The 13720-nt window shown below is 55.1% G+C and carries 13 protein-coding genes; 9 read left to right on the top strand and 4 right to left on the bottom strand.

What is annotated here, in order from left to right; all coding sequences use genetic code 11:
- Positions 1 to 72: 72 nt before the first annotated feature.
- The 6 genes from folP (at position 73) to prfA (ending at position 6421) form a co-directional block, all read left to right on the top strand.
- Positions 73 to 924, top strand: coding sequence for a dihydropteroate synthase (folP, locus tag Q3O12_RS07470; RefSeq protein ID WP_301669911.1), 852 nt, complete (start codon positions 73 to 75; stop codon positions 922 to 924).
- Positions 925 to 1053: 129 nt separating this feature from the next.
- Complete coding sequence (glmM, locus tag Q3O12_RS07465; RefSeq protein WP_301669910.1) at positions 1054 to 2388, top strand: phosphoglucosamine mutase; 1335 nt, start codon at positions 1054 to 1056, stop codon at positions 2386 to 2388.
- 190 nt (positions 2389 to 2578) lie between these two features.
- Positions 2579 to 3262 carry a DedA family protein gene (locus Q3O12_RS07460; protein WP_301669909.1) on the top strand — a complete coding sequence of 228 codons (684 nt, stop codon included), beginning with the start codon at positions 2579 to 2581 and terminating at the stop codon, positions 3260 to 3262.
- A 209-nt stretch (positions 3263 to 3471) separates the two neighbouring features.
- Positions 3472 to 4464: an asparaginase gene (locus Q3O12_RS07455; protein ID WP_301669908.1), complete on the top strand. Its 993-nt coding sequence runs from the start codon at positions 3472 to 3474 to the stop codon at positions 4462 to 4464.
- Positions 4465 to 4469: 5 nt separating this feature from the next.
- Positions 4470 to 5240: a TatD family hydrolase gene (locus Q3O12_RS07450; RefSeq protein ID WP_301669907.1), complete on the top strand. Its 771-nt coding sequence runs from the start codon at positions 4470 to 4472 to the stop codon at positions 5238 to 5240.
- Between the two features lie 104 nt (positions 5241 to 5344).
- Positions 5345 to 6421: a peptide chain release factor 1 gene (gene prfA / locus Q3O12_RS07445; protein WP_061694664.1), complete on the top strand. Its 1077-nt coding sequence runs from the start codon at positions 5345 to 5347 to the stop codon at positions 6419 to 6421.
- Positions 6422 to 6596: 175 nt separating this feature from the next.
- Here the strand turns inward: prfA and Q3O12_RS07440 are convergent, their stop codons facing one another.
- Entirely contained in the window at positions 6597 to 6746 is a 150-nt protein-coding gene (locus tag Q3O12_RS07440; protein WP_301669906.1) for a hypothetical protein, read from the bottom strand.
- 125 nt (positions 6747 to 6871) lie between these two features.
- Between Q3O12_RS07440 and Q3O12_RS07435 the strand changes: the two genes are divergently transcribed.
- Positions 6872 to 7870: a 2-hydroxyacid dehydrogenase gene (locus Q3O12_RS07435; RefSeq protein ID WP_301669905.1), complete on the top strand. Its 999-nt coding sequence runs from the start codon at positions 6872 to 6874 to the stop codon at positions 7868 to 7870.
- 72 nt (positions 7871 to 7942) lie between these two features.
- Here the strand turns inward: Q3O12_RS07435 and serS are convergent, their stop codons facing one another.
- The gene (gene serS / locus Q3O12_RS07430; protein WP_301669904.1) at positions 7943 to 9238 is read right to left on the bottom strand and encodes a serine--tRNA ligase; all 1296 of its coding nucleotides are present in this window, start codon (positions 9236 to 9238) and stop codon (positions 7943 to 7945) included.
- Between the two features lie 165 nt (positions 9239 to 9403).
- Here serS and Q3O12_RS07425 point away from each other — a divergent pair, with 165 nt between their 5' ends.
- Both Q3O12_RS07425 and parE read left to right on the top strand, forming a co-directional pair.
- Positions 9404 to 9928: an RNA pyrophosphohydrolase gene (locus Q3O12_RS07425; protein WP_301669903.1), complete on the top strand. Its 525-nt coding sequence runs from the start codon at positions 9404 to 9406 to the stop codon at positions 9926 to 9928.
- Positions 9929 to 9994: 66 nt separating this feature from the next.
- Positions 9995 to 11980 (top strand): DNA topoisomerase IV subunit B, encoded by a 1986-nt coding sequence (parE, locus tag Q3O12_RS07420; protein ID WP_301669902.1) that lies wholly within the window; start codon positions 9995 to 9997, stop codon positions 11978 to 11980.
- Positions 11981 to 12053: 73 nt separating this feature from the next.
- Here the strand turns inward: parE and Q3O12_RS07415 are convergent, their stop codons facing one another.
- On the bottom strand, positions 12054 to 12467 hold the full coding sequence (locus Q3O12_RS07415) for a ProQ/FINO family protein (protein ID WP_301669901.1): 414 nt from the start codon (positions 12465 to 12467) through the stop codon (positions 12054 to 12056).
- 91 nt (positions 12468 to 12558) lie between these two features.
- On the bottom strand, positions 12559 to 13659 hold the full coding sequence (gene aroC / locus Q3O12_RS07410; protein WP_301669900.1) for a chorismate synthase: 1101 nt from the start codon (positions 13657 to 13659) through the stop codon (positions 12559 to 12561).
- Positions 13660 to 13720 lie beyond the last annotated feature (61 nt).

The raw sequence follows: 13720 nt of genomic DNA, 5'->3' as shown, positions 1-13720 counted from the left end.
CTGATGCCGTCTGAAACGGACAAGTTTTGTTCAGACGGTATATAATTTGCTTTTTATTCCGGAGGCACGGATATGGTCGGATGCGTTTGGCAGGCAGGACGGTTTGAAATCGGTTTGGACAAACCGAAAATCATGGGTGTCGTGAATCTCACGCCCGATTCTTTGCCCGACGGCGGCGCGTATTCGCAAAACGCCCAAACAGCTTTGGCGCATGCCGAACGGCTTTTGAAAGAGGGCGCGGACATTCTCGACATCGGCGGCGAATCGACGCGGCCGGGTGCGGGTTATGTTTCGCCTGAAGAAGAATGGGCGCGGGTTGAGTCTGTATTGGCGGAAGTGGCAGGGTGGGGCGTTCCCGTCAGTTTGGACACGCGCCGCACGGTGATTATGGAAAAAGCGTTGGCACTCGGTGGCATCGATATTATTAACGATGTGGCGGCGTTGACCGACGAAGGCGCGGTCGAATTGCTGGCGTGTCAGGCGGATACGGGCATTTGCCTGATGCACATGCAGGGTGTGCCTGAAAACATGCAGATTAATCCGAAATATCAGGATGTTGTCGGTGAAGTGGCGCGGTATTTGAAAGCGCGGGCGGCGGAATGCATCGCGGCAGGCATCGCCCCGCAACGCATCGTGCTTGACCCCGGTTTCGGCTTCGGCAAAACCTTGCAACACAATATCGCACTGATGCGGCATTTGCCCGAATTGATGGCGGAAACCGGTTTGCCGCTGCTGATCGGTGTGTCGCGCAAAACCATGATAGGCGAACTGACCGGCGAGGCAAATGCGGCGGAACGCGTACACGGCAGCGTGGCGGCAGCGTTGGCTTCCGTAGCGCGCGGCGCGCAAATCGTGCGGGTGCATGATGTGAAGGCGACGGCGGATGCGTTGAAGGCGTGGGAAGCGTTGGGCATCAATCTGTAAAGAGCGGTTCACATACTTCATGCCGTCTGAAAAGGACGGGGCGGCTTCAGACGGCATCAACGGTGCAGACAGCAAGGCACAAACTGACTGTATAATCTCGGACAACGGTTCACATTCTCGGAGCAACACATGGCAAAAAAATATTTCGGCACGGACGGCGTGCGCGGCGAAGTCGGGCAGTTTCCGATTACGCCCGATTTTGTATTGAAACTCGGCTATGCGGCGGGGCAGGTGCTGGTGCAGCACGACACCGACCAGAAACCGACTGTTTTAATCGGCAAGGATACGCGGATTTCCGGCTATATGCTGGAGGCCGCTTTGGTGGCGGGTTTTACCGCCGCAGGTGTCAACGTTATCCAAACCGGTCCGCTGCCTACGCCCGGCGTGGCTTATCTGACCCGTGCGCTGCGTTTATCCGCCGGTGTGATGATTTCCGCGTCGCACAATGCCTATTCCGACAACGGCATTAAATTCTTTGCCGAGGGCGGCGTGAAGCTTTCCGATGAAATCGAGTTGGAAATCGAAGCCAAAATCGACGAAGAAATGAAAACCCAGCCTTCTGCACGCCTCGGGCGCGCACGCCGCATCAGTGGTGCGGACGACCGCTATATCGAATTTTGCAAATCCACCTTTCCCAGCCATTCCGACCTTCGGGGTTTGAAGTTGGTTATCGATACCGCCAACGGCGCGGCTTACAGCGTCGCACCCAAAGTGTTTCACGAACTGGGCGCACAAGTCGTCAGCATCGGCAACGAACCTAACGGCTACAATATCAATGAAAAATGCGGCGCAACCCATACCAAAACCCTCCAAGCCGCCGTGTTGCAAAACGAGGCAGACTACGGCATCGCGCTGGACGGCGACGGCGACCGCCTGATGATGGTCGATAAAAACGGGCAGGTTTACGACGGCGACAGCCTGATTTACGTCATCGCCAAAGCCCGCGCCCGAGAAGGTATCAACATCGGCGGCGTGGTCGGCACGGTCATGACCAATATGGCGATGGAAATCGCCCTGAAAGAGCAGGGCGTCGATTTCTGCCGCGCCAAAGTCGGCGACCGCTATGTGTTGGAACAGCTGAACCAACGCGGCTGGCTCATCGGCGGCGAAGCCAGCGGCCATATTTTGTGCATGGACAAACACAACACCGGCGACGGCATTATTTCCGCGCTGCAAGTTTTGGCGGCGCTGAAAACGCTGAACCAAGACCTCGCCACCGTTTGCGCCGACTGGCAGCCGTATCCGCAAACTATGATTAACGTGCGCATCCAAAAAGGTCAGAAATGGCAGGAAGCTTCGAAAGACGTGTTGGCCGAAGTGGAAAAAGAACTCGAAGGCAAAGGGCGTGTCGTGTTGCGCGCTTCGGGAACCGAACCCGTCGTGCGAGTGATGGTTGAGGCGCGTCAGGCCGATTGGGCGCGCGAAGGGGCGGAACGTATTGCTTCCGCCATCGGCAGCCTTTAGGCAAAATCAGGAAAAACCGTTTTCAGAACCGGCCGGTTTTCTGTTTAAATGCCGTCTGAACATGCGGAGGATGCGCGAATCTGCCTTTTTTCCGCTTTCAGACGGCATAATCTTTGATAGAATGCCTGCTTCATGTAGAAAATGTTTCGGTTTGTTCTGACTTTTTATCTCCGACAATGGAATATCCGCCATGTTTGCTTTTTTAGAAGCCTTTTTTGTCGAATACGGTTATGCGGCTGTTTTTTTTGTATTGGTCATTTGCGGTTTCGGCGTGCCGATTCCCGAGGATTTGACCTTAGTAACAGGCGGCGTGATTTCGGGTATGGGTTATACCAATCCGCATATTATGTTTGCAGTCGGTATGCTCGGCGTATTGGTCGGGGACGGCATCATGTTCGCCGCCGGACGAATTTGGGGGCAGAAAATCCTAAGGTTCAAACCTATTGCGCGTATCATGACGCCGAAACGTTATGAGCAGGTTCAGGAAAAATTCGACAAATACGGTAACTGGGTCTTATTTGTCGCCCGTTTCCTGCCCGGTTTGAGAACGGCCGTATTTGTTACAGCCGGTATCAGCCGCAAGGTTTCATACTTGCGTTTTATCATTATGGATGGACTGGCTGCACTGATTTCCGTCCCTATTTGGATTTATCTGGGCGAATACGGTGCGCACAACATCGATTGGCTGATGGCGAAAATGCACAGCCTGCAATCGGGTATTTTTGTTATCTTGGGTATAGGTGCGGCCGTTGTCGCTTGGATTTGGTGGAAAAAACGCCAACGCATTCAGTTTTACCGCAGCAAATTGAAAGAAAAGCGGGCGCAGCGCAAAGCCGCCAAGGCGGCCAAAAAAGCCGCGCGGAACAGGCAATAAGGCAGGGCCGCCGGTATTCGGCGGCTGCCGCGCCTTTTTGAGTTTGCCGGTTTTCAAATGCAAATCGCCGGGAAGGAGGAATATCGGCAGCTTCGGTGTTTTTTCATTTCAATGCCGTCTGAAAGCCGCTTCCGCCGCCAAATTGCCGGACGGTGCGAAATATAGTTAAATAAGCCGCATCATTAATGTTCAGACGGTACGACAACGCTATGAAACAAAAAATCTTCGTCCTCTACACGGGCGGCACAATCGGTATGACCCAAAGCAGCGAAGGCCTGCGCCCCGATACCGCGCTGGTCAGCCAAGCCCTTTCCCCTTTTTCAGACGGCCTCGACTTCGAGTGGCACGTCTGCAATCCCTTGATTGATTCCTCTTCCGTTACGCTGCAACACTGGTGCGATTGGCCGGACATCATCGCCGCCAAACTCTCTTCATGCAACGGTATCCTGATACTGCACGGCACGGACAGCATGGCGTACACCGCCAATCTCCTCTCGCTCGCCCTGCAAGGTTTGGACAAACCGATCGTCCTGACCGGTTCGCAATGGCCTTACGCCGCCGAAAATAGCGATGCCCCGCGCAACCTCTCCACCGCCGTCGCCGCCTTCAGCCTCAAGCTCAAACAAACCGTCATCGCGTTTGACGGCAAACTGTATCCCGCCGTCGGCAGCAGCAAAGTCAGCACCGAAACCGCTGCAGGCTTCGACAATCCGCATTTCGGCGCACTTGCCGAATGGGACGAAACCCGGGGTTGGCACAATCTCCGTATTCCGTCCCAAGACGTAGCAGCCGTTTCAGACGGCCTCGAAATCCGCTATCCCGATCCGCAGGCGAAAATCGCCGTCCGTACGCTTATCCCCGGTTTTGCCGTCCAAGAACTTGCGGACGGACTCGGACAGCTTCCCGCCCAAGCCCTTATCCTGCAAAGCTACGGACACGGCAACACGCCCGCAGACGAAGGTTTCATCCGCGCCGTGCAAGACTTTACGCGGCAAGGCAAATTGTTGCTCAACATCAGCCAAGTCCGACAAGGCAGAACTGCTGCCGTTTACGCGCAAGGCAACGCGTTCCGCAACTCGGGCATCATCAACGGCGGCAAATGCAACCTCGAAACCGCCACCGCGCTTATGACCCTCGCCGTATCGCAAGGCTGGGGCGCGGAAGATGTTCACAAAGAATTGGTAAGGCTGAAGTTAGTGTGAAATCGATGAACCTCACCGACACCCATTGTCATCTTGCCGATCCCGCCTTACGCGAAAACCTGCCGCACATCCTGACCGCTGCGCGGAAAGTTGGGGTGAAGCGGTTTATCGTTCCCGCCACCTGTCCGCAGGATTGGCAAAGCGTGGCGGAACTGTCGGAAATGCCGTCCGAACACGGTCAAATCCATATCGCGCTCGGCATCCATCCTTGGTTTTCAGAAGACGTTTCCGAACCGGATTTCCGGCATTTGGAACAAGCATTGAAAGCGCGTCCGACGGCATGGGTCGGCGAAATCGGCTTGGACTTTTACGATAAAACCCAAACGCCGCAGCAGCGCGAACGGCAAATCCAAGTTTTCAGCCACCAGCTTGCCATCGCGCAAACCCTGCGCCGCCGCGTGATTATCCATAATCTCAAAGCCACCGCCGACATCGCCGCCGCCGTCAAACAGACAGGCTTTGCCCAAGGCGGCATTGTCCACGCCTTCTCCGGCAGCGCGGAAGAAGCACGCATGTTGACGAAATTGGGTTTCAAAATCGGTATCGGTTCGCTGCTGCTCAACCCGAACGCCCGCAAAATACGCGAAACCCTCAAAACCCTGAATGACACCGATTTCGTCTTGGAAACCGACAGCCCGTTTATGCTGAAAAAAGAGATTAATACGCCTGCCAATATTCCGGGTATTGCAAAGATTGCTGCGGAAATCCGCGGAACCTGTGTAGAAGAGGTTGCCAAGGTAACGGAGCGCAATGCCGATGCCCTGTTGGGACGGTAGGTTATCCATCTAAGATTATCTTTTTGAATATCCGGAAAACCTATTATAATAATCCAGTGTTGATGCCGTCTGAACATTCAGGCGGCGTTTGTTATGGAAGAATTATGAAGCCGTCTATCTTAGAAAAACTGCAACAACTCGGCGACCGGTTGGAAGAAGTTACCCACCTTTTAGGGCAACCCGAAGCCACGGCAGATATGGACAACTACCGCAAGCTCACGCGCGAACACGCTGAACTGACCCCCGTCGTCGAAGTGTTCCAAAACTATCGGCTTGCCCAAAGCGACTTGGCAGATGCCGAAGAAATGCTGTCCGATCCCGAAATGAAAGACTTTGCCGCCGAAGAAATCGAAGCGGCAAAAGCCAAAATCAACACGCTCGATACCGAACTGCAAAAACTGCTGCTGCCCAAAGATGCCGACGACGACAAAAACATCTTTATTGAAATACGCGCCGGCACGGGCGGCGACGAAGCCGCGCTGTTTGCCGGCGATTTGCTGCGTATGTACAGCCGCTACGCCGAGCGCAACCGCTGGCAGGTTGAAATCGTTTCCGCTAACGAAAGCGAATTGGGCGGCTATAAAGAAGTCATCGCCCGTATTGTCGGACTCGGGGCGTACAGCCGTTTGAAATTTGAATCGGGCGGACACCGTGTGCAGCGCGTCCCCGCCACCGAAAGCCAAGGCCGCATCCACACCTCCGCCTGTACCGTCGCCGTCATGCCCGAAGCGGACGAACTGGAAGACATCGAGTTGAACCCCGCCGACCTGCGCATCGACACCTTCCGCGCATCCGGCGCGGGCGGTCAGCACATCAATAAAACCGACTCCGCCGTCCGCATCACCCACCTGCCGACAGGCATGGTGGTCGAGTGCCAAGACGGTCGCAGCCAACACGCCAACAAAGCGCAGGCGATGAAAGTCCTCGCCGCCCGCCTGAACGACGCGCAAAAACGCGAAGCCCAAGCCAAAGAAGCCGCCGAGCGCAAATCCCTCATCGGCAGCGGCGACCGCAGCGAGCGCATCCGCACCTACAACTATCCCCAAGGCCGCGTGACCGACCACCGCATCAACCTCACCCTGCACAAGCTGGATTTCGTGATGGACGGCGATTTGGCAGAAATCACCGATGCCCTGATTGCCGAACATCAGGCCGAGCTTTTGGCGGCGATGGGCGATTGAGTTTTGTGTCCGGATAAAAAACGGTGTTTGAACAAGGGGACGGTTTTGTCTGTTTGCAAGGGTAAGACGGTTTCATTGGTTCAAATGGCGGACTGTTTTGCCGGATAAAACAAAACCGTACCGGCGGCATATGGCGGACAGCCTGAAAAATGCCGTCTGAAAAAGAAATGCTTTTTCAGACGGCATTTTTCCGCCAATCGGATGATAAGCGGAAGGGATGTGCCTGCATATTCCCGGTTTTTTTGTTCGGGAATAAGGAAAAAAAGGGGATTTGAACGCGCGCCTCTTTCGGAAGCATAAGGCGCAAACGGCGTTCAGACGGCATTTTGACGTTCCGGGCGGTCGGGCAGGGTGCGCCTACGGCGCAAAACCGCGAAAACAAGCCGCCGGCTTTGCCCGAATCCAGTGTATGATGCCGTTTTCGACAACGGACAAGGGATAGGAATCCGGATGAAGATTGCGATTTACGGTACGAAAAGCTATGACCGCGAACATTTTACCCGCGCCAACAGGCATTTCGGCTTCGAGCTGGAGTTTTTTGATTTTATGCTGGATGTAAAAACGGCGAAAATGGCAGAAGGTGCGGAAGCGGTCTGTATTTTTGTAAACGACGACGGCAGCCGGCCCGTGTTGGAAAAATTGGCGCAAATTGGCGTGAAAACTGTGGCGTTGCGTTGTGCCGGCTTCAATAATGTGGATTTGAAGGCGGCTGAAGAATTGGGCTTGAAAGTCGTGCGCGTTCCCGCCTATTCGCCCGAATCGGTTGCAGAACATACCGTGGGGCTGATGCTGACCTTGAACCGCCATATCCACAAAGCCTACCAGCGTACCCGCGATGCCAATTTTTCTTTGGAAGGGCTGACCGGTTTCAATATGTACGGCAAAACGGCGGGCGTTATCGGCACGGGGAAAATCGGTATCGCAACGATGCGGATTTTAAAGGGTTTCGGTATGAACCTGCTGGCTTACGATCCGTTTTGCAATCCCGAAGTGGAAAAACTCGGCGGCAAATATGTGGATTTGGACGAGCTGTATGCCCGATCGGACATCATCACGCTGCATTGCCCCGCCACTCCGGAGAACCACTATATGCTGAACGAAGCGGCGTTTGCCAAGATGAAGGACGGCGTGATGATCATCAACACCAGCCGGGGCGGGCTGATTGACAGTGCCGCCGCCATCGAGGCGTTGAAGTGTCGGAAAATCGGCGCATTGGGTATGGACGTGTATGAAAATGAACGCGAATTGTTTTTTGAAGACAAATCCAACGACGTGATTACCGACGACGTGTTCCGCCGGCTGTCGTCCTGCCATAACGTGCTGTTTACCGGACATCAGGCATTTTTGACGGAAGAGGCGTTGGGTAATATTTCGGAAGTTACGTTGTCCAATATCCGCGAGGTCGGACAGACCGGCGATTGCGGCAATGCGGTTTGTGCCGACGGCTGACGTGTTTTAAGAGTTTAAAGGAAATGCCGTCTGAACCAAGTTTCAGACGGCATTTATGTTCAGGGTTAAGGCTTATTTCACTTCCAACTTGGCAACACCGCCCATATACGGTTGCAGTGCGGCTGGGATATTGATACTGCCGTCGGCGTTTTGATGGTTTTCCAATACGGCGACCAGCGTTCTGCCGACTGCCAAACCGGAGCCGTTCAAGGTATGTACCAAGCGGTTTTTGCCGTTTTCGTCTTTGAAACGCGCCTTCATGCGGCGTGCTTGGAAATCTTCGCAGTTGGAGCAGCTTGAGATTTCGCGGTAGGTATTTTGCGCCGGTACCCAAACTTCCAAGTCATAGGTTTTGGTTGCGCCGAAGCCCATGTCGCCGGTACACAGGGTAATCACGCGGTAGGGCAGTTCCAAAGCCTTTAGGATGTTTTCGGCATGGCCGACCATTTCTTCCAGCACTTCGTATGATTTTTCGGGATGAACGATTTGTACCATTTCCACTTTGTCGAACTGGTGTTGGCGGATTAGGCCGCGTGTGTCTTTGCCGTATGATCCCGCTTCACTGCGGAAACAGGGCGAATGCGCGGTTAGTTTCAGCGGCAGTTCGCTTTCGGACACAATGCTGTCGGCAACGGTATTGGTCAGGGTAACTTCAGCTGTCGGAATCAGATATTGCGTGGTTTTGGTTTCATCACCGCCACGGGTAACGTGGAACAGATCTTCCGCAAACTTCGGCAGCTGGCCCGTGCCTTGCAGCGTCGTATCGTCAACGATATAAGGCGTGTAATGCTCGGTGTAGCCGTGTTTCAGCGTGTGCGTATCGAGCATGAATTGCGCCAGCGCGCGGTGCAGACGGGCGATTTGTCCGCGCATCACGGTAAATCGTGCGCCGGAGAGTTTTGTGCCGCCTTCGAAATCCAAACCCAAAGGTTCGCCCAAATCGACATGGTCTTTGATTTCAAAGTCAAATTCGCGCGGCGTGCCGACTTTGCGGACTTCGACGTTTTCGGTTTCGTCTTTACCGGCAGGTACGCTTTCGTGCGGCAGGTTCGGAATGCTCAACAGCCATGCGTCCAGTTCCTTTTGCACGGCTTCCAAATCGGCGGCGGCCTGTTCCAAATCGGTTTTGATTCGGGCGACTTGATCCATCGCCGCCTGCGCTTCTTCGTGTTTGCCCTGACCTTTCAGTGCGCCGATTTTCTTGGAAAGGCTGTTGCGCGCGGCTTGTAGTTCTTCGGTTTTCACTTGGACGGCTTTTCGCTGTTCTTCCAGCGCATTAAAACGCGCGGTATCGAATTCATAACCGCGTGCGGCCAAGCGTTCCGCCACAGCGGCGGTGTTGCTGCGGAGCAATTGGATGTCTAACATTTTCTGATTCCCGAATAATTTGAAACACATTATTGTAAACCAAATTCAAGATATTTTCCCAAATCCCCCCGTGTTTCGGCACGCGTACCACCATGCCGTCTGATTTGTCAAAACCGTCCGATTTGTGGGAAAATCCAAAGATTAAATTTAACGGAGGGCGACACCGTGTTGGACAGAGAAGGCTATCGCCCCAATGTCGGTATCATCTTAATCAACAACCGCAACGAGGTCTTTTGGGGTAAGCGTGTACGCGAACATTCTTGGCAGTTTCCGCAAGGCGGCATCAAGCCGGGCGAAAGCCCTGAGACCGCCATGTACCGCGAGTTGTACGAAGAAGTCGGCCTGCTGCCGCAACATGTCAAAATTATCGGCCGCACGCGCGACTGGCTGCGCTATGACGTGCCCAGCCACTGGGTGCGCCGCGAATGGCGCGGTTCGTATCGTGGGCAGAAGCAGATTTGGTATCTTTTGCGCCTGACCGGCCGGGATTGCGATGTCAACCTGCGCGCCACCCGCCACCCCGAATTTGACGGCTGGCGTTGGCACCAATATTGGGCTCCCGTTGACGAAGTGATTGATTTCAAACGAGACGTTTACTTGGGGGCATTGGAAGAACTCTCTTCCCGCTTTCTGCGCGGTATGGAAAGTTATGGAGACTTTGCCGCCCGCCAACCTTCCGGCAACCGGTAAAACAACGGAACGCAACGCTTTCAGGTCGTCTGAAAGCGTTGTTTTTCTTACTTTCAGATTATTCCTATGGCTAAAAACAACCAATACAGCGAATCCAGCATTACCGTCCTCAAAGGCTTGGAGCCGGTCAAAGAACGTCCAGGCATGTACACCCGCACCGACAGCCCGACCCACATCTGCCAAGAAGTCATCGACAACGCGGCGGACGAGGCGTTGGGCGGTTTCGCTACGGCAATCGACGTGCAAATTCATGAAGACGGTTCGCTTTCCGTGCGCGACAACGGTCGCGGCATTCCCGTCGGTTTGCACCCTGAAGAAGGCGTACCCGTGGTCGAACTCGTATTCACCCGTCTGCACGCAGGCGGCAAGTTCAACAAAAAAGACGGCGGCAGTGCGTATGCCTTTTCAGGCGGCCTGCACGGCGTGGGCGTATCCGTCACCAACGCCCTTTCCACCCGCCTTGAGGTGACCGTCAAACGCGAAGGCAAAATCCACCGCATCGTGTTTGCCGGCGGCGACGTGGTCGAACCGTTGGCAGAAGTGGGCAAATGCTCCGTCAAAGACAGCGGCACCGAAGTGCGCGTCTGGCCGGACGGCAAATATTTTGAAAGCCCGAATTACAGCATCCCCGAACTTGAACGCCTGCTGCGCGCCAAAGCCGTGCTGCTGCCGGGCGTGCGCGTTTCCCTGACCCGTCCGGTCAAAGGCGGAAACGAAGCGCACACCCAAACCTGGCACTACCCGGACGGTCTGAAAAGCTATCTGACCGACCTGATTGCCGATGCACAAGAAGCCGTGCCTATCTTCTCTTGCGAAAACTACATTTCAGACGGCCACAACGGCGATTTCAGTATCGGCGAAGGCGCGGCGTTTGCCCTGACTTGGCTGGAAGAAGGCTCGTGCGCCAACGAAAGCTATGTCAACCTGATTCCCACCCCGCTGGGCGGCACGCACGAAGCAGGCTTGAAACAAGCCGTGTTCAACGCCGTCAACAACTTCATCAATCTGCACAACCTCTTGCCGCGCGGCGTAAAAGTGCAAAGCGACGATGTGTTCGGCAAAACCGCCTTCGTCCTCTCCGCACGCGTCCTCGACCCTCAGTTCCAAGGTCAAACCAAAGACAAGCTGACCAACCGCGATGCGCTGAAACTCGTCGCCGCCGTAGCGGGCGACCCTTTGGAATTGTGGCTGAACCAAAACGTGGACTTCGGCAAAAAAATCGCCGAACTCGCCATCCGTCAGGCACAGGCGCGGCTGCGTTCGGTTAAAAAAATCGAAAAGAAAAAAGGCAGCGGCGTCGCCGTCCTGCCCGGCAAACTGACCGACTGCGAAAGCGAAGACATCCGCGAAAACGAACTCTTCCTCGTCGAAGGCGACTCCGCCGGCGGTTCCGCCAAACTCGCCCGCGACAAAGCCACCCAAGCCATCCTGCCCCTGCGCGGCAAAGTGCTCAACAGCTTTGAAGTCCACCCAGACCAACTCTTCGGCAACGCCGAAATCCACGACATTTCCGTCGCCATTGGTGTCGATCCGCACGGCATCAACGACCATCCCGATTTAAGCGGCCTGCGCTACGGAAAAATCGCCATCCTGTCCGATGCCGACGTGGACGGCTCGCATATTCAAGTTTTGCTGCTGACCCTGTTCTACCGCCACTTCCCGAAACTGGTCGCTGACGGACACATCTACGTCGCCCAGCCGCCGCTGTTCCGCGTCGATGTCAACGCACAAGGCAAAAGCAAACCCGCCCGCAAATTCTACGCCCTCGACCAAAACGAACTCGACAGCATTTTGGAGCGGCTGCAAAAAGAAGGCGTCAAAGAAACCGCCTATTCCATCAGCCGCTTCAAAGGCTTGGGCGAGATGAACCCCGACCAGCTCAAAGACACCACCATGCACCCCGACACCCGCCGCCTGTTGCAGGTACAAATCCCCGAAGGCGCGGATGACGAAACACGCGACATCTTCGTCAAACTGATGGGCAAAGGCGAAGCCGCCGCCCGCCGCGCCTGGATGGAACGCGAAGGAGATACGGCGGAATTGGATATTTGAACCGTGGTTGCCGCATACGAAAAAATGCCGTCTGAAACCAAATCGGTTTTCAGACGGCATTTTGTTTGGGGATTTATTCTGCTGCGGAAGATTCGGCTGCTTCGGCTTCAACAGACGGCGTTTCGGCGGACTGCTGTTGCAAAGCCTGCTGCACGAAAGGATGGTTTTGCGCGATCGCCTGTTCTTCGGAGGTAACTTCGCCTTTGAAACGGTTGTTCAAATCGAAACGTTTGCCGCCGCGCGCCAAGGCTTTCAGATAACGCGGACGGCGGCAGTGGTTGGCGAGGACGCGTGCAATCAGTGCGGAATCGTATTGCGGCAAAGCGGCAATCAAATCCTGATCGATGCCGAGCGCCAACGGTTTGAAGCGTTTGAATACATCGTATTTGCCGTAGATGTGGTCGGCGATCATTTCGGTCTGTTTCTTTTTGCTCATAGTTTGGACGGCGGATTTCAGTGCCGCACCCAAAGCGGTTTCTTGTGTCATGTCGGTTGTGTTCCTCTAAACAGAACCGTGCGTCAAGGCTGCACGGCAATGCTTGATATTCTATTATAAAGTCTGTGTTTTGGCTAAATTTTTATTTGTTTGAAAGGGTAATGTCGGGCGTATTAACCTGAACGTCGGCATTTTGCGCACGATGGCGCAGGGCGTGGTCGATTAAAACCAATGCCAGCATAGCTTCGGCAATCGGCGCGGCGCGCAAGCCGACGCAGGGATCGTGCCTGCCGTGGGTGGCGAGTTCGACGGGGTTGCCGTAAATGTCGATGCTTCGGCGCGGAGTGGCGATGGAGCTGGTGGGTTTGATGGCGATATTGACGCAGATGTCTTGCCCGGTGCTGATGCCGCCGAGGATGCCGCCTGAGTGGTTGGACAGGAAGCCTTGCGGGGTCAGTTCGTCGCCGTGTTCGCTGCCGCGTTGCGTTACGCTGTCAAAACCTGCGCCGATTTCCACGCCTTTGACGGCGTTGATGCCCATCATCGCGTAGGCGATTTCGGCATCGAGGCGGTCGAAAACGGGTTCGCCCAAGCCGACAGGGACGTTAGACGCTTCAATATGCAGTTTCGCACCGACGGAATCCAAGGATTTGCGCACGCCGTCCATATAGTTTTCCAAGTCCTCAATTTGGCTTTGGTTGGCGGCAAAAAAAGGATTTTGGGAAATATATTCGCAGCCTTCAAACCGGATTTCTTTTTCGCCGACTTGGGTAACGTAGGCGGTGATTTCCGTGCCGAATTTTTCTTTCAGCCATTTTTTGGCGACGGCTCCGGCGGCAACGCGGGCGGCGGTTTCGCGGGCGGAACTCCTGCCGCCGCCCCGGTAGTCGCGCGTGCCGTATTTGTGCCAATAGGTATAGTCGGCATGGCCGGGACGGAAGCTGGTGGCGATGTTGCCGTAGTCTTTGCTGCGTTGGTCGGTATTGCGGATTAAGAGGGCGATGGGCGTGCCGGTGGTTTTGCCTTCGAATACGCCGGAGAGGATTTCGACTTGGTCGGCTTCGCGGCGTTGGGTAACGTGGCGGCTGGTGCCGGGTTTGCGCCGGTCGAGGTCGGCTTGGATGTCTGATTCGGTCAATGCCAGTCCGGGCGGGCAGCCGTCGATGATGCAGCCCAAACCCGCGCCGTGGCTTTCGCCGAACGTGGTCATGGTGAAGAGTTTTCCGAAAGTGTTGCCTGCCATATTTTCCCTCTGTCGGCGGTATGTTGGAGACGGCGGATTTTAGCATAAAAGCCGGAGGAAA

The sequence above is a fragment of the Neisseria benedictiae genome (assembly GCF_958267435.1).
GTDB lineage: Bacteria > Pseudomonadota > Gammaproteobacteria > Burkholderiales > Neisseriaceae > Neisseria > Neisseria bergeri.
This window is presented reverse-complemented; position numbering and strand designations above follow the sequence as displayed.

What these genes read in the sequence shown, in the direction of transcription:
- Q3O12_RS07455 (WP_301669908.1), top strand. Translation starts at nt 3,472, where the DNA reads ATGAAACAAAAAATCTTCGTCCTCTACACGGGCGGCACAATCGGTATG.
- aroC (WP_301669900.1), bottom strand. Translation starts at nt 13,659, where the DNA reads ATGGCAGGCAACACTTTCGGAAAACTCTTCACCATGACCACGTTCGGC.
- folP (WP_301669911.1), top strand. Translation starts at nt 73, where the DNA reads ATGGTCGGATGCGTTTGGCAGGCAGGACGGTTTGAAATCGGTTTGGAC.
- glmM (WP_301669910.1), top strand. Translation starts at nt 1,054, where the DNA reads ATGGCAAAAAAATATTTCGGCACGGACGGCGTGCGCGGCGAAGTCGGG.
- Q3O12_RS07415 (WP_301669901.1), bottom strand. Translation starts at nt 12,467, where the DNA reads ATGACACAAGAAACCGCTTTGGGTGCGGCACTGAAATCCGCCGTCCAA.
- Q3O12_RS07440 (WP_301669906.1), bottom strand. Translation starts at nt 6,746, where the DNA reads ATGCCGTCTGAACGCCGTTTGCGCCTTATGCTTCCGAAAGAGGCGCGC.
- Q3O12_RS07460 (WP_301669909.1), top strand. Translation starts at nt 2,579, where the DNA reads ATGTTTGCTTTTTTAGAAGCCTTTTTTGTCGAATACGGTTATGCGGCT.
- Q3O12_RS07435 (WP_301669905.1), top strand. Translation starts at nt 6,872, where the DNA reads ATGAAGATTGCGATTTACGGTACGAAAAGCTATGACCGCGAACATTTT.
- parE (WP_301669902.1), top strand. Translation starts at nt 9,995, where the DNA reads ATGGCTAAAAACAACCAATACAGCGAATCCAGCATTACCGTCCTCAAA.
- Q3O12_RS07450 (WP_301669907.1), top strand. Translation starts at nt 4,470, where the DNA reads ATGAACCTCACCGACACCCATTGTCATCTTGCCGATCCCGCCTTACGC.
- prfA (WP_061694664.1), top strand. Translation starts at nt 5,345, where the DNA reads ATGAAGCCGTCTATCTTAGAAAAACTGCAACAACTCGGCGACCGGTTG.
- serS (WP_301669904.1), bottom strand. Translation starts at nt 9,238, where the DNA reads ATGTTAGACATCCAATTGCTCCGCAGCAACACCGCCGCTGTGGCGGAA.